Genomic DNA, 14,764 nt, shown 5'->3' on the forward strand with positions numbered 1-14,764 from the left:
GGCGACAAGGAAGACAAGGACTACGACAAGGGCGACAAGGACTACGACAAGGGTGACAAGGGCGACAAGGACTACGACAAGGGTGACAAGGACGACTACGACAAGGGCGACAAGGACGACTACGACAAGCCCAACGGTGGCGTCCACACCGGTGGTGGTGGTCTCGCCACGAACGGCAGCAGCCTGGCTGCCGGTTCGATCCTGATGCTCGGTGGCATCGGCGCCGCTGTCTACAAGCTGCGTCGTCGCAACGCGTCCGGTGGTGCCCGGGCTTGATGCGGCCTCCCCTGTAGCCGTCTCGCTGCGTAGTAGCGGCCACCGTCCCTTGGGGCGGTGGCCGCGGCGGTGGTGTTTGCGCAGCACCCTCATGCCGCTTCACCCAGCACCGAAAGGCACGCTCACATGATCTTCCGGCAGCAGTCCGGCCGGCTCCCGCACCGCTTCGCACGTACCTTCTGGGGCTACCGGAAGGCCTTGCTGTGGCCTGCTGCGTCTGTGGGGGTCGGCGCTCTCCTGGTCTACGGTTCGCTCGACGGCAGTGCGGTGGGCCAACGACAGCTCCGCCCCGCGCCCGTCGTGGTCGTCACACCCACGCCCGAAGCCGCGGGACCCTCGGCCGGGAAGTCCGCCGCGCCGCCGCCGGGGCCGTCCGTCGGGCCGCCCCCCGCCCGTCCCACCGCAGGACCGGGCCTTGCCATGCACCGCTCCTCCCCCAAGCGGATCAAGATCCCCATCATCAACGTCAATGCACCGTTTACGCCGTTGACCATCGGCCCGTCGGGTCAGCTCAACCCGCCACCGGCCAACGACAGGAATCTGGTCGGCTGGTTCAAGGGCGGCGTCACTCCCGGCGAGCGCGGCACGGCGATCGTCGCGGGCCACTTCGACACCCTGACCGGGCCCGCCGTGTTCGTGGACCTCAGTGCGCTCAAGCGCGGGAACAAGATCGAAATCAGCCGTGCGGACGGTTCACTCGCCACGTTCAGGGTCGACTCGGTCGAGGCGTTCAGCAAGGCGCAGTTCCCCAACGAGCGTGTCTACGACGATGTGCCGACCGCACATCTGCGGCTGATCACCTGCGGCGGCGACTACGACAAGAAGGTCAAGGACTACAAGGAGAACGTCGTCGTCTTCGCCCACCTCACCGACATCCGTCCCAAGTGACCCAACTGCGTGCGAACGCCCGGGGTCCGGCCTGGTCCGCCAGGTCCGGGTCCCGGGCGTGCTTCTGTCGATGAGTTCGTCGACGTCCACCGACGGGCTCCGTCACCTCAACGGGCTCCGCACGGTCGGGAATCCGTGGAGGGGCACCCCTGATCCAGGGAGGCGGGCACCCCACTACCCGCTGTTCCGGGGGCCGTTGCCCGCTGACGCCGGGGTGGGACGCACGCACCCCACGCCACGACCGCACGGCCACGATCACCGGGATCGGCAAGGCCGCGATCGGTACGGCGCAGGGCGCAGCTCGGAACTCATTCCATGACGACGACGCCTCAGGCGTTCGCGTACACGCGCGTCGCGAACTCCGCGATCTGCGCGTCCGTGAGGTTCTTCGCGAGATTGGCCTCCGTGATCATGCCGACGAGCTGGTGGCCGTGCTGGACGTCGATCACCGGCAGACGCTTGATCTGGCGCTGTTCCATCAACTCCAGTGCCGCATCGGCGCCCGCGCTCGCGTCTATCCAGTGGAGCTCGCCACCGAGGGAGCCGGCCTGGACCGTTGCCGGGTCGATGCCTTCGGCGCAGCACTGGACCACGATGTCGCGGTCGGTGATCAGGCCCGTGAGCCTGTTGTTGTCGCCGCATATGGGCAGACAGCCGACGTTCAGATCGCGCATCATCTGTGCCGCGTCCAGCAGCGACTGGTGTGCGCCGACGCACTGGACGCCACTGGTCATGATGTCGCGGGCGGTGAGCTGGGTGTTCCCGGTCATGATTCCCTTCCGATCCGTCAGGCCTGGGGCGGCCTGGTCTGGCCCTGGCCGGGCTGGTCACCGCCGTACTGCTCCTTGAGCTTGTCCTGGGCGGTGTCGACCTGGCCGCTGTGCTTTCCCTGGGTCCTGTCGTCGATCATGTCTCCGGCTCTGTCGACGCCTTTCGAAGCCTGGTCCTCGTGGCCCTTCAGCATCTGCTTGATCTTGTCCATCATGGACATGGACGACCTCCTTGAGGTGTTCCCCCGCTTCTCCAGGGTCACCTCCCTCCGCGCCGTTCGCATCCTCGCGAGGAGGTGGCGGAAAAGATGGCGAACAGCGGCGGAAAACAGCCGCTCCCAGCCGGTCACACTCCCGCCGCCTGATCCGTCAGAGCAGTGACTGACGAGAAACCCGGAGGGAAGAAAATATGCAGGCTCGGATGAACAACCCCGCCACCGTGATCCCCGAGGCCATGCCGGCCATCCTCAACCTGCTGAAGGCGACGAGGAAGGGCGGAGTCCCGGAGACGACCCTGGAGCTGGTGCACCTGCGCGCGAGCCAGATCAACGGCTGCAGTTACTGCGTGGTGGGCGGTGCACAGAGCGCGAGGAAGGCGGGCGTGAGCGAGGAGCAGCTGTCCGCGGTGGCGGTGTGGCGGGAGGCGCCTTACTTCTCCGACGCGGAGCGGGCGGCGCTCGCGCTCACCGAGGCGGCGACCCGGCTCAGCGACCGGACCGACCCGGTGCCGGACGCCGTGTGGGACGCCGCCGCCGACCACTACGACGAGCAGCAGCTCGCGTCGATCATCCTGATGATCGGCACGACGAACCTCTTCAACCGGCTGAACGCCACGACGCGACAGGTCGCCGGCGCGACCTGGTGATCGGCCGCCCGTTCATCCGGAGACCCGTTCATCCGATCGCCCCGTTCATCCGGGACCCTCACCCGGTGAACGGCGCGGTGCGCGAGCAGCGCGGGCCCGTTCCGGGCGTCATGGATTCCGGAACCGGGACCGCCGGGCGCTGCCGTGGCGCCTCCGGGAGGACCTGTCGGGCCGACCGCGTTCCGCAGCCGCGCTCCTCGCCCGACGGCAGGAGCGCGGCATCGGCCGGGGCCCGTGAAATTCCGTTGCCCCGCCGTGGGCCGTGCAGGAGGCTCCCATGTCATGTCCGACATTGCACCCGGTGCCCTCGCACCCGGCGGTTCGCGGGGAAGTGTGGAAACACTCTTCTCGCGTGGCCGGCTGACCTCGATCCCACGGAAACCCGCCCGCCGCGAGCAGTTGCTCGTCCATCTTGCCGAGACCTTGTTCGAACGGGACCGCGACTACGGCGAGCCCGAGGTCAACGACGCCCTTCGCACGGTGCACGAGGACTCCGCGGCGCTGCGCCGGTACCTCGTCGTGGCCGGCCTGCTGGCCAGGACCAGGGACGGCCGCAGCTATCGACGGGTCCCGTAGACCGGGCGACCGGTCATGCGGCGGGCTCGTACGGGCTGCCCACGCCCCATGCCTGGTACATCGCGTCGGCGAAGGCCGCCGCCAGCTTGTGCTCGCCCGAGGGGCCGGGGTGGGTGCCGTCGTAGGTGTCGGAGTGGATGTCGTACGACTCCGGTGCGGACGCCAGCAGCACGGACGCGGCGGGGGTGTCGAGGTCGGCGACCGCTTTGGCGAGGAGCTCGTTGAAGCGGTCGCACTCGGCGGCGAAGGGTGCGTCCGCCAGCGCCCGGACATTGGGTATGACGGGAAGAAGAACGGCCCGGACGTGTGGATTCGCCGCGCGGGCCTCGTCGATGAACTTACGGGCGTTGAGGGCGGTCTGACTGCTGTTCGTGTAGAAGCCGAGGTCTATCAGGCCCAGTGACACGAGCAGCACGTCCGCCTTCGTCGCTGTCACCGTGTCACGGATCACCGGAGCCATGTGCAGCCAGCCCTCGCCCCAGCCGGCCAGGTGCCTGCGGGCACGGGCGGGGAAGTCCGGGTCGGCGTAGGAGGCCGAGACGGGGGCGTCGGCGACGGTGTCGTACAGATCGGTGCGCGGACCGACGATCTTGTACGGGCCGCCGAAGGACCGGTTGAGGTGCTGCCACATCCGATAGCGCCAGGTGTAGTCGCCGGCGCGTCCGATGGTCATGGAATCACCGACGAACATGAAACGCATGGGCCAATCATGGCCGACCGCTGCCGGGTGCTGGCCCGGCAGCTGACGTGACGATGGACACTTGGGGGCATGCGTTCGTTGCGTACGACCCTGATCGCCGCCGCTGCCGCCGTGCTCGCGGCCGGTACCGCTGCCGTGCCCGCCGCCTCCGCCGCCACGGTGACGGCCGCCGCGACCGTCATCGCTGCCGCGGACGACGGGGACGGTGACGGGTTCACGATCAAGGATCCCAGGATCACGGAATCCAGCGGCCTCGCGGCGAGCCGTGCCCATCCGGGCATCTACTGGACGCACAACGACCAGGACGCGCCTCGTGTCTTCGCCGTCGACGCGAAGACCGGCAGGACCGTCGCGACCGTGACCCTGCAGGGCGTCGGCAAGCCGCGTGACATGGAGGCCATCTCCGTCGGCCCCGACGGCAACGTCTACGTCGGCGACATCGGCGACAACGCGAACGGCAGCTGGGACCACGTCTGGATCTACCGGTTCCCCGAGCCGCGGACGCTGAAGGACGTCACCGTCCACGCCACCCAGTACGTCGTGAAGTACGAGGACGGGCCGCGCAACGCCGAGGCGATGATGGTCCATCCGAAGACCGGGCGGATCTACGTCGCCAGCAAGAACGAGGACGGGGGCGGCCTCTACGAGGGGCCTTCCCGGCTGGTCACGGGCGGGACGAACACCTTCCGGCGGATCGCCGAGGTCCCCTGGGTGACGGACGGGGCGTTCTCACCGGACGGCAAGGAGCTGGTGCTGCGCTCCTACTTCAGCGCACGCGGTTACGCGTGGAGCGACGGGCGGCTCGGTGCCGACCACCATGTGAGCGCGCCGCTGCAGGGGCAGTCCGAGTCGGTGACGTTCACCCCCGACGGCAAGGCGCTGATGTTCGGTACGGAGGGGGAGCAGAGCGAGGTGGTGCGCCGGGACCTCGACCGGGGCGACGGGAGGCCGGCGGAGGACGGTTCGCCTTCCGGCTCCGCGAGCGGTGGCGCGTCCGGACCGGGCAGCGGCACCGACAGGGGGGACCTGGCCGTGCCGGTGGCCGCGGTGGTCGCCGCGGTGCTGGTGGGCCTGGCGGTACGGTCCCGGCGGGGCAAGCGGTAGCCGGGGAGCCGGCAGGGCAGGTGCCGCTGAGCAGCGGGCGGGGTTGAGCCGGACTGCATGACCCGTGCTTCGCGGCGCGCCGTCCTGCCCTGCTTCATCGCCCGGCGCGCCGGTCGACGAGTACCTGAAGTCCGTCCACCAGCCGCTCGAGTCCGAAGCCGAAGTGGTCGGACTCGGGCGAGAACGTGTCCTCGGACAGGGCCGCCATGTGCGGGAACCGCCCGCTCTGCATGGCCCGCTCCAGGAAGGGACGCTGGGCCTCCCAGAACTCCTCGTCACTCACGCCGGTCTCCTTGGCGGCCTCGGCCGACTGGATCTCCAGGCGGGCGATTCCCGTGACGAAACTCCGCACCGCGATGATCACCGAGATGATCTCGGGGTCGCTGAGCCCCATGTCCTTGAGCCCCGCCAGACAGGCCTCCATGCCGCGCAGTGCGCTGGGGCCGAGCGCCGAGCGGGCCTCGTTCACCTTGAGCAGCCACGGGTGCCGGTGGAACAGCTCGCGGTAGTCGTGGGCCAGGATCCCGACGGCCTCGCGCCAGTCGACGGGCCGCGGCGGGTTCTCGGTGAGTGACTCGGCCTGGACGCGGTCGAGCATCAGATCGAGGAGCTCCGCCTTGCCCGGGACGTAGCGGTACAGCGACATGGTGCCCACGCCGAGCTCGGTGGAGACACGGCGCATGGAGACGGCGTCCAGGCCCTCCGCATCGGCGATCTCGATGGCGGCGGCGACGATCCGGTCGAGGCTGAGGCCCGGCTTGGGGCCTCGGCTGGGTCGTTCCCCGGTGCCCCACAAGAGTTCGAGGCTGCTGCTCGTCATGGGCCCACCTTAAGCCGTCGAGCCAAAACTGAGTACGGTGTACTCGTATTCGGGTACGGTGTACTCAGTTAATGGGAGAGGCGGAGGATGTGGACGGACGGAACGGATACGCGGTGCTGACCGACGGTCTGCGCAAGCGCTACGGGGAGACATACGCCCTCGACGGCTTCGACCTCGCCGTGCGGCGCGGCACGGTGCACGGGCTTCTCGGCCCCAACGGTGCGGGAAAGACCACCGCGGTACGGATCCTGGCGACCCTGCTGAGGTTCGACGGCGGCCGCGCCACGGTCGCGGGGGTCGATGTGGCGCGCGACCCCCAGGGGGTCCGGAGGCGCATCGGGCTCGCCGGGCAGTACGCGGCCGTGGACGAAAGCCTGACCGGACGGCAGAACCTGGAGCTGTTCGGACGGCTCTTCCGGCTCGGCGGCCGGCGGGCCCGGGAGCGGGCCGGTGAACTGCTGGAGAGGTTCGGCCTCGTGGCTGCGGGCGGCAGAGGGGTGGGCGAGTACAGCGGCGGAATGCGGCGCAGGCTCGACCTCGCCGCCTCGATGATCCTGGCCCCGGAGGTGCTCTTCCTCGACGAGCCGACGACCGGCCTCGACCCCCGGGCCCGTGGCGAAGTCTGGGACGCCATAAGGAATTTGGTCGCCGGTGGCACGACCGTACTGCTGACCACCCAGTACCTGGACGAGGCGGACAGGCTCGCCTCGCGGGTCAGCGTCATGGACCGCGGACGAGTCATCGCCGACGACACCCCGGACGGACTGAAGGACACGGTGGGCGGGGACGTCATCGAGGTCGTCGTGGCCGATCACGGTGACCTGGGGCGGGTGGCCGAGGTGGTCGCCAGGGTCAGCGGTCCCGGCCTCGAGACGGATGCCGGCGAGCGCCGGGTGCACGCGCCCGTCAGAGACCGGGTGGCCGCCTTGACGGAGGTCGCACGGACCCTCCGCGACGAGGGCGTTCAGGTCGAGGACCTCGGACTGCGCAGGCCGAGTCTCGACGATGTGTTCCTGCGCCTGACCGGACACGGCGCGGAGGCTGCCCGATGACGACCGTCGACCTGACCGTTCCACGAGCGGAGAGTACGTACCAGCGGGTCCGCTGGGCGTTCGTCGACTGCGGCAACGTCGTACGCCGCACGATGCTCCACTACCGCCGCCAACCGGTCGCGATCCTCTGGCGACTGGGCTTCCCCATGGTTTCCGTACTGCTGTACGGCTTTGTCTTCGGCGGTGCGATGCAGGTGCCGGGCGGCGGGGACTACAAGGCGTTCCTGATGCCGGGGATGTTCGCCACGACCATGGCGTTCGGTTTCATGAGCACCGCGATGGCGGTCGTGACGGACTCGGCCAAGGGTGTCACCGACCGCTTCCGGTCCATGCCGATGGCCCCGTCGGCGGTGGCGTCCGGCCAGGGCGTGGCCGACCTCGTCGTGGCCGCCGCGGAACTCGTCATCCTCGCCGCGACCGCCCTGGCGATCGGCTGGCGCTCGGACGGCGGACTCGCGGACACGGCCACCGCGTTCGGGCTGCTGCTCACTCTGCGCTTCAGCCTGATCTGGGTCGGAGTGTGGTGCGGGCTGGTGGTGCCGAACGCCGAGGCGGCGGGCGGTCTGTACGCCGTCGTCTTCCCGCTCACCATGATCTCCAGCGTCTATGTGGCGCCCTCGCTGATGCCGGCCTGGCTGGCTCCGGTGGCGGCCTGGAACCCGCTCTCGTCGACGGTGGTGGCGACCCGTGAGCTGTTCGGGAACCCGGGAGCCGGGGGCGGGACGTGGGTCGAACAGCACGCGCTGCTCATGGCGGTGGTGTGGCCGCTGGTGATCACGGCGGTCTTCCTGCCGCTCGGAGTGCGGCGGTTCCAGCGGCTGAGCCGGTGAGGCGCGACAGAGGTCTGCGGGCCGGGCCGGTGAGCCGGGCGGGACCGCCCGGCCGTCGGTCGTGCTGCGGTGCCGGCCGGACTCGTTCCCGAACCGGCACCGCCCATGCGGGGAACCCGGCCGAGGGCCGGGGGGTACAGCACGAAGAACACGGGCTGCGATGCCGCCGGCCGTGCTCGGGCGCCGACGGCTGGAGCATGAGCCCGGGGTGATGCGGACCGGACACGGGTCCCGGCCGGTCCGACGGCCGGGACCAGCCGGGACCGGCCGGGTCCCGCGCCGTGGCCTGCGCGGGGTCCGGACCGGTCATGCCCGGCTCACTTCTGCGGGCATTCCTTCCATGCGAGGCGGTAGACGGTGTTGATCTCGCCGTCGGTCGAGTCCATCGTCATGAAGCTGGTCTTCGACGGGCTGGAGGTGCCGGCCTTCACCCGCAGCTCGGTGTTGATGTTGAAGTTCCGCTTCACGCCGCAGGGGGCCCAGACCAGCTGGCCCCACCCGGTCTCGTCGCTGGCCTGCCAGTTGTCGTCGTACGGACCGCTGAAGGGGTGGTTCCTGGCGGCCGTGTCGGGCGAGCCCTGGAAGTAGTACGACGCCTTCTGGACGGCGGTGGCGCCCCGTTCCAGGGAGGCGTAGCCGCGGTAGTCCGCGCTGGCGACGGCGTAGGTGAAGCCGCTCGGCACATGGACGATCAGATTGAGCTGACAGTTCTTGCGGAAGTCGGTGGGTGCCGCACCGCCGCCCACCTTGGCGAGGTACTCGCTGTAGGTGACCGTGAACGCGGTGTTGTCCGGGGAGACTGCCACGGCCGCGGTTCCCGGCTTGCATCCCGAGCCGTTCACCGTGGCGATCTCGATGACGATCTTGTCGGGCGGGGCGACGATGCCCGCGGAGGCGGTTCCGGGGGTACCGGCGACGAGCATGGATGCGAGTACCGCCGTGGCAGCGGAACCCGCGCGTAAAGCACCGCGCATGATTGCGTACTCCGATCGATGGTGGTGGTCGGTGGCCTGCGTGAGGCGAACCGTGGGGGGTCCAGCCGATCTCATGTCCGGCCCCGGTGCACTCCCGAACCCCAGGGGCCCGCCGGAAGTTGAGGCGTGAACATGCCAAGCACTGTCGGATCGCTGCCGATCGTAGGGACGGAGCGAGGTTCCGGATAGGGCGGTTATCAGCCGTACGTGCACGGTGGCTCCACGCCACCTCCACGAAACCGGCACCCCGCACACACGACAAGGGCCCGGCGGCCAACGGCCGCCGGGCCCTCCACCACGTCGTGTGAGCTGCTAGAGCTTCTCGATGACGAAGTCGATGCAGGCCGTGAGCGCCTGCACATCCGCCGGGTCGATCGCCGGGAACATCGCGATCCGCAGCTGGTTGCGCCCCAGCTTCCGGTAAGGCTCGGTGTCGACGATCCCGTTCGCCCGCAGCACCTTCGCGACGGCCGCCGCGTCGATGTCGTCCGAGAAGTCGATCGTGCCGATGACCTGCGACCGCTTGGCCGGGTCGGAGACGAACGGCGTCGCGTACTTCGACTCCTCGGCCCAGCCGTACAGCGCGCGGGCCGAGGTGGCGGTGCGACGCACCGACCAGTCGAGCCCGCCCTGGCCGTTGAACCACTTCAGCTGCTCGCCCAGCAGGAAGAGGGTCGACAGCGCCGGGGTGTTGTACGTCTGGTTCTTGAGGGAGTTGTCGATCGCCGTCGGAAGGCTGAAGAACTCCGGGACGTGCCGGCCGGACGCGTGGACGCGGGCCGCACGCTCCAGCGCGGCGGGCGAGAACACACCGATCCACAGGCCGCCCTCGGACGCGAAGGACTTCTGCGGCGCGAAGTAGTAGACGTCGGTCTCCGCGATGTCGACGGGCAGACCGCCCGCGCCCGATGTCGCGTCCACCAGCACCAGCGCGCCCTCGTCGGCGCCATCGACCCGCTTGATCGGAGCCGCGACACCGGTGGAGGTCTCGTTGTGGGTGAAGGCGTAGACGTCGACGCCCGCCTCGGCCTGCGGTTCCGGGTGCGTCCCCGGGTCGGAGGAGATCACGGTCGGCTCGGCCAGCCACGGTGCCAGTTTCGCCGCCTTGGCGAACTTCGACGAGAACTCGCCGAAGGAGAGGTGCTGCGACTTGTTCTCGATGAGACCGTGCGTCGCGATGTCCCAGAAGGCGGTGGAGCCGCCGTTGCCGAGGATCACCTCGTAGCCGTCGGGGAGCTGGAAGAGCTCGCTCACGCCCTCGCGCACCGCGCCGACCAGGTTCTTGACCGGGGCCTGGCGGTGGGAGGTGCCGAGCAGAGAGGTGCCGGTTGCGGCCAGGGCGTCCAGCGCCTCCGTACGCACCTTGGAGGGGCCCGCGCCGAAACGGCCGTCGGCGGGCTTGATGTCAGCGGGAATCTGGATATCAGCCACGAGCCGGAGCCTAGTCGGTTCCGCCAGGTCACCGCGGGCGTTGTCCGGCGGATGAGACAAGAGGTCACTGGCCGGGACGCAGGTGCGGCATCACCCGATCGGGCGGGTGCATGCGCGCCGGCGGGGGCACGCTGAGCCCATGGCCGATCGCAAGCAGCTCGAACGTGCCCTCCGGGCGGACGTCCGCGGCGAGGTGGACTTCGGGCCCGGGGCCCGTTCGCTGATGACGATGGACGCGTCCAACTACCGACGTGTTCCGGACGGCGTCGTCGCGCCGCGCGACGCGGCAGACGTGGCCGCGGTGCTCGCCGTCTGCCGTGCCCACGGCGTTCCCGTGCTGCCGCGGGGTGCGGGGACCTCGATCGCGGGCCAGGCGACCGGGGTGGGGGTGGTGCTGGACTTCACCCGCCATATGAGGGCCGTGGTGTCCGTGGACCCCGAGGCCCGCACGGCCGTCGTCCAGCCGGGCGTGGTGCTGGACCGGCTGCGGGACGCGGCCGGGAGGTACGGGCTGACGTTCGGCCCCGATCCGTCCACCCACAGCCGCTGCACACTCGGCGGGATGATCGGCAACAACGCCTGCGGGGCCCACTCGGTGGCGTGGGGCACGACCGCGGACAACGTCCACGAGCTGTCGGTGGTGACGTACGGCGGCGCCGAGCTCCGGCTGGGCCGGGGCTGGGACACCGCGCCCGACGGGCTGCGGGAGCTGGTGGAAGGGAATCTGGCGCTGCTGCGGACCGGCTTCCCCGCCGGGCTGCCGCGCCGCATCTCCGGGTATGCGCTGGACGCCCTGCTGCCGGAGAACGGGATCGATCTCGCCCGCGCGTTCTGCGGCAGCGAGGGCACGCTCGGTGTCCTCACCGAGGCGACCGTGCGCCTCGTGGAATCGCCACCCGCGCGCGCCCTCGCCGTCCTGGGGTACGCCGACGAGAGCGCGGCCGCCGAAGCCGCCGCAGGGCTGCTGCCGTTCCGGCCGCTGACGGTGGAGGGCATGGCGCAGGACCTCGTGCCCGACCGCGGCGGGCTGCCGCGGGGCGGGGCCTGGCTGTTCGTCGAGACCGGCGGGGCGACGGGCGCGGAGGCACGCGCCCGCGCGGAGGCGATCGTGCGGGGCGCGGACGCGCTCGACGGCGCCGTCGTGACCGACCCCGCCGGGCAACGGGCGCTGTGGCGGGTGCGGGAGGACGCGGCCGGCACCGCCACCCGGATGCCGGACGGCAGCGAGGCCTGGCCTGGCTGGGAGGACTGCGCGGTGCCTCCCGCACGCCTCGGCGCCTATCTTCGGGACTTCCGCGCACTGCTTGCGGAGCACGGACTGAGGGGGACGCCGTACGGGCACTTCGGGGACGGCTGCATCCATGTCCGTATCGACTTCGACCTGCTGAGCGAGGACGGGGTACGGCGCTTCCGCTCCTTCTCCGAGGCCGTGGCCGCCCTGGTCGTGGCACATGGGGGTTCACTGTCGGGCGAGCACGGTGACGGGCAGGCGCGGGCGGAGCTGCTGCCGAGCATGTACGGGGACCAACTGGTCGGTCTCTTCGGCCGGTTCAAGGACCTGTGGGACCCGGCGGGAGGGCTGAACCCGGGCATCCTTGCACGCCCGGCACGGCTGGACGAGAACCTGCGCTTCGATGTCCTGCCGCGTACGCCGGTCGATGTGGAGTTCGGCTATCCGGACGACGGCGGGGACTTCGCCGCAGCGGTGCGGCGATGTGTCGGGGTCGCCAAGTGCCGGGTGGAGGGGCCGAGTTCGGGGCCGGGCGTGATGTGCCCCTCCTACCGCGCGACCGGCGAGGAGCAGCACTCCACACGCGGCCGCGCCCGGCTGCTGCACGAGATGCTCGCCGGCGAGGTGCTCACGGACGGGTGGCGGTCGCGGGAGGTACGGGAGGCGCTGGACCTGTGTCTGTCCTGCAAGGGCTGCAGGAGCGACTGCCCAGTGGGTGTCGACATGGCCATGTACAAGGCGGAGTTCCTGCACCAGCACTACGCGGGACGGCGCCGTCCCGCGGCGCACTACGCGATGGGGCGGCTGCCGCAGTGGCTGCGGCCGGCCGCGCCGTTCGCCGGGGTACTGAACGCCGCGGCGCACATGCGGCCGCTGGCCGGTGCGGTGAAGCGCCTGGCCGGCATCGCCCCGGAACGGGACCTCCCGCCCCTGGCCCGCCGGACCTTCACGTCATGGTGGCACCGGGACGGCACGCCCGGCTCTCCGCTCGTGCTGTGGCCCGACACGTTCACGGATCATCTCTCCCCGTCGGTCGGCCGCGCGGCCGTGAAGGTCCTCGCGTCCGCGGGCCTCGGGGTCACGCTCCCCCCGGGCCGGGTCTGTTGCGGTCTGACCTATGTATCGACCGGTCAACTGGACCGCGCCCGCGCGGTGATGCGCCGCACCCTGGACGTCATGGAGCCGGTGCTGGAGCGCGGCGCCCCGGTCGTCGTCCTCGAACCGAGCTGCGCGGCGACGCTGAGGACGGACGTCCCCGAACTGCTGCCGGACGACCCGCGGGCGCGGGCTCTGGCCGACACCGTACGGACCTTCGCGGGCGCCCTCGAGGAACACGCACCCGCCTGGACGCCGCCCCGTATCGACCGCCCGGTGGCCGGCCAGACCCACTGCCACCAGCACGCGGTTCTGGGCGACGCGGCAGAGCGGCGACTGCGCGAGCGCGCCGGCCTCGTCGGCGAGCTGAGCGGCGGCTGCTGCGGGCTTGCGGGCAACTTCGGCTTCGAACGCGGCCATTACGAGGTGTCCGTCGCCTGCGCCGAGGACCAGCTGCTGCCGTCCGTGCGCGCGGCGGGCGAGGACGCCGTACTCCTGGCGGACGGCTTCTCCTGCCGTACACAACTGGAGCAGCTGGCGGGGAGGAGGGGGCGGCATCTGGCGGAGGTCCTGGCGGAGGCGCTTCCGGGTGGTCAGGAGGGATGACCCGGGCGGCCGGTGTCCGGTCGGAGCACCGGGGGCGTCAGATGCGGCCATGCCAGCCGATAGGCGGCATGCACGTCCTCTGCATCGAGAAAGCCGTCGACCTCGAGACAACGTCGGGCCCGCGTGGCGGCGGCGCCTTGAGTCCGGCCGGTTCCGGCCGGGGCACGGCGGAGGGCCCAGAGTTCCATGAGCATCGCGCCGAAGACGGCGAGCGGCCCGTCAACGGGGCCCTCCCGGCGCGCCCAGCGCCGTGCGATGGCTCCGCCCACCTGCGGCACGTTCTCGACACCCCGCCAGAGAGGGTCGGCGGCGGCGTACACGACCGTGCCGACGTGGGCGTGGATGAGGGCGCTGCTGCACAGCAGGCATGGTTCGAGGGTGGCGTAGAGCCTGTGGTCCTCGTACCGCCTGTGCGACGGCAGTTGGGCGAGAACGTTCACCTCGGCGTGCGCGAGTGATGTGCCCGCGAGCTGTCCGGGTGGGGCATCGGTTTCCTGGCTGCGATTGCGTCCGCTCGCGACGACGCGGCCCTGCGCGCCGACGAGTGCGGCGCCCACCGGTCGGCTTCCCGCCCGGAAGGCTTCCCAGGCCAGCTCGAACGGCAGCCGCCAGAGCTCCGGAACGGTCGCTGCGGCTGAATCGGTTCGGAGGCTCCTCATGGGCCGATTGTCCCGGCGGCGCGCGTCGCCGGGGCCAGGATGCGCCGGGCGGTCCGGGCAGGGCTCCGGCCCGTTCGTGGACCTGCGTGCCGGAACCGCCGTGGCCGCTTCCTAGGATGCTCCCCATGACACCACCCCCCGTCGAACTGGTGATCTTCGACTGCGACGGCGTGCTCGTCGACAGCGAGCGGATATGCGTCAAGGTGGATGCCGTGATCACGGCCGATCTCGGGTGCGCGTTCACCGAGGCCGAGATCGTCGAACTCTTCGTCGGCTCCTCCACCGAGGTCTACACGGCCGAGATCGAGAAACGGCTGGGGCGGCGCCTTCAGGAGGGCTGGCAGCGGAAGTACGAGCACCTCTACCAGGAGGCGTTCACCGCCGAACTGACGGCGGTCGAAGGGGTCGTGGACGCACTTGACGGCCTCACGGCACCCTTCTGCGTGGCGTCCAACGGTGACCACGACGGCATCCGGCACAGTCTCGGGCTCACCGCGCTGAGCGAGCGTTTCGAGGGCCGTGTCTTCAGCGCCGAGGACGTGCCCCGGGGAAAGCCCGCGCCCGACCTCTTCCTGCACGCCGCCCGCTCCATGGGCGTCGACCCGTCGCGGTGCGCGGTGGTCGAGGACAGCGCCTACGGGGTCCAGGCGGCGCGCGCCGCCGGTATGCGTGCCTACGGCTACTGCGGCGGTCTGACCCCGGCAGCACGGTTGGAGGGCCCGGGCACCGTGGTGTTCGACGACATGAGGGAGCTGCCGTCACTGCTGGGGACGACGGTTCGCTGACCGCCGAGGCGGGCCCCCGGGTGACGGGTTGCCGGCCGGGCAGCAGGCTTCGACCCGGACCGCCCGCGACGCGTGGCACGTCACGGTGAGCGTGCCCGACCG

General features: G+C 70.7%; 15 protein-coding genes and 1 pseudogene. 9 read left to right on the forward strand and 7 right to left on the reverse strand.

The window, feature by feature from the left end:
- Positions 1 to 276, forward strand: a pseudogene (locus AC068D_RS11670) (hypothetical protein); the annotation flags it as partial.
- A gap of 126 nt (positions 277 to 402) precedes the next feature.
- Positions 403 to 1,164 (forward strand): class F sortase, encoded by a 762-nt coding sequence (locus AC068D_RS11675; RefSeq protein WP_478822795.1) that lies wholly within the window; start codon positions 403 to 405, stop codon positions 1,162 to 1,164.
- 329 nt (positions 1,165 to 1,493) lie between these two features.
- On the opposite strand, the gene AC068D_RS11680 is transcribed toward AC068D_RS11675, so the two are convergent.
- Together AC068D_RS11680 and AC068D_RS11685 are read right to left on the reverse strand one after the other, a co-directional pair.
- A complete protein-coding gene (locus AC068D_RS11680; protein ID WP_478822796.1) occupies positions 1,494 to 1,934 on the reverse strand; it encodes a CBS domain-containing protein in 441 nt (146 codons plus the stop codon).
- 17 nt (positions 1,935 to 1,951) lie between these two features.
- Entirely contained in the window at positions 1,952 to 2,155 is a 204-nt protein-coding gene (locus AC068D_RS11685; RefSeq protein WP_478822797.1) for an antitoxin, read from the reverse strand.
- 188 nt (positions 2,156 to 2,343) lie between these two features.
- Between AC068D_RS11685 and AC068D_RS11690 the strand changes: the two genes are divergently transcribed.
- The gene (locus AC068D_RS11690) at positions 2,344 to 2,799 is read left to right on the forward strand and encodes a carboxymuconolactone decarboxylase family protein (protein WP_478822798.1); all 456 of its coding nucleotides are present in this window, start codon (positions 2,344 to 2,346) and stop codon (positions 2,797 to 2,799) included.
- Positions 2,800 to 3,081: 282 nt separating this feature from the next.
- Positions 3,082 to 3,375: a DUF2087 domain-containing protein gene (locus tag AC068D_RS11695; RefSeq protein ID WP_478822799.1), complete on the forward strand. Its 294-nt coding sequence runs from the start codon at positions 3,082 to 3,084 to the stop codon at positions 3,373 to 3,375.
- A 13-nt stretch (positions 3,376 to 3,388) separates the two neighbouring features.
- On the opposite strand, the gene AC068D_RS11700 is transcribed toward AC068D_RS11695, so the two are convergent.
- On the reverse strand, positions 3,389 to 4,075 hold the full coding sequence (locus tag AC068D_RS11700; RefSeq protein WP_478822800.1) for a GDSL-type esterase/lipase family protein: 687 nt from the start codon (positions 4,073 to 4,075) through the stop codon (positions 3,389 to 3,391).
- 69 nt (positions 4,076 to 4,144) lie between these two features.
- On the opposite strand from AC068D_RS11700, the gene AC068D_RS11705 reads away from it, so the two are divergent.
- On the forward strand, positions 4,145 to 5,179 hold the full coding sequence (locus tag AC068D_RS11705) for an SdiA-regulated/phytase-like domain-containing protein (protein WP_478822801.1): 1,035 nt from the start codon (positions 4,145 to 4,147) through the stop codon (positions 5,177 to 5,179).
- Between the two features lie 94 nt (positions 5,180 to 5,273).
- On the opposite strand, the gene AC068D_RS11710 is transcribed toward AC068D_RS11705, so the two are convergent.
- Positions 5,274 to 5,999, reverse strand: a complete 726-nt coding sequence (locus AC068D_RS11710) for a TetR/AcrR family transcriptional regulator (RefSeq protein ID WP_478822802.1) — start codon at positions 5,997 to 5,999, stop codon at positions 5,274 to 5,276.
- Between the two features lie 71 nt (positions 6,000 to 6,070).
- Between AC068D_RS11710 and AC068D_RS11715 the strand changes: the two genes are divergently transcribed.
- Positions 6,071 to 7,051, forward strand: coding sequence for an ATP-binding cassette domain-containing protein (locus AC068D_RS11715; protein ID WP_478822803.1), 981 nt, complete (start codon positions 6,071 to 6,073; stop codon positions 7,049 to 7,051).
- Positions 7,048 to 7,881 (forward strand): ABC transporter permease, encoded by an 834-nt coding sequence (locus AC068D_RS11720; protein WP_478822804.1) that lies wholly within the window; start codon positions 7,048 to 7,050, stop codon positions 7,879 to 7,881. The genes AC068D_RS11715 and AC068D_RS11720 overlap by 4 nt, the downstream gene beginning before the upstream one ends.
- A gap of 317 nt (positions 7,882 to 8,198) precedes the next feature.
- Here AC068D_RS11720 and AC068D_RS11725 read toward each other — a convergent pair whose 3' ends face one another.
- A complete protein-coding gene (locus AC068D_RS11725; protein ID WP_478822805.1) occupies positions 8,199 to 8,855 on the reverse strand; it encodes a DUF4360 domain-containing protein in 657 nt (218 codons plus the stop codon).
- 312 nt (positions 8,856 to 9,167) lie between these two features.
- Positions 9,168 to 10,286, reverse strand: coding sequence for a phosphoserine transaminase (gene serC / locus AC068D_RS11730; RefSeq protein ID WP_478822806.1), 1,119 nt, complete (start codon positions 10,284 to 10,286; stop codon positions 9,168 to 9,170).
- A gap of 139 nt (positions 10,287 to 10,425) precedes the next feature.
- On the opposite strand from serC, the gene AC068D_RS11735 reads away from it, so the two are divergent.
- Positions 10,426 to 13,218, forward strand: a complete 2,793-nt coding sequence (locus tag AC068D_RS11735) for an FAD-binding and (Fe-S)-binding domain-containing protein (protein WP_478822807.1) — start codon at positions 10,426 to 10,428, stop codon at positions 13,216 to 13,218.
- Here AC068D_RS11735 and AC068D_RS11740 read toward each other — a convergent pair.
- Positions 13,206 to 13,877, reverse strand: coding sequence for a nucleoside deaminase (locus AC068D_RS11740; RefSeq protein ID WP_478822808.1), 672 nt, complete (start codon positions 13,875 to 13,877; stop codon positions 13,206 to 13,208). The two genes, AC068D_RS11735 and AC068D_RS11740, sit on opposite strands and share 13 nt — an antisense overlap.
- A gap of 125 nt (positions 13,878 to 14,002) precedes the next feature.
- On the opposite strand from AC068D_RS11740, the gene AC068D_RS11745 reads away from it, so the two are divergent.
- Positions 14,003 to 14,662, forward strand: coding sequence for an HAD family hydrolase (locus tag AC068D_RS11745; RefSeq protein ID WP_478822809.1), 660 nt, complete (start codon positions 14,003 to 14,005; stop codon positions 14,660 to 14,662).
- The last annotated feature ends 102 nt before the right edge of the window (positions 14,663 to 14,764 follow it).

Source organism: Streptomyces sp. NPDC043861 (genome assembly GCF_056435905.1).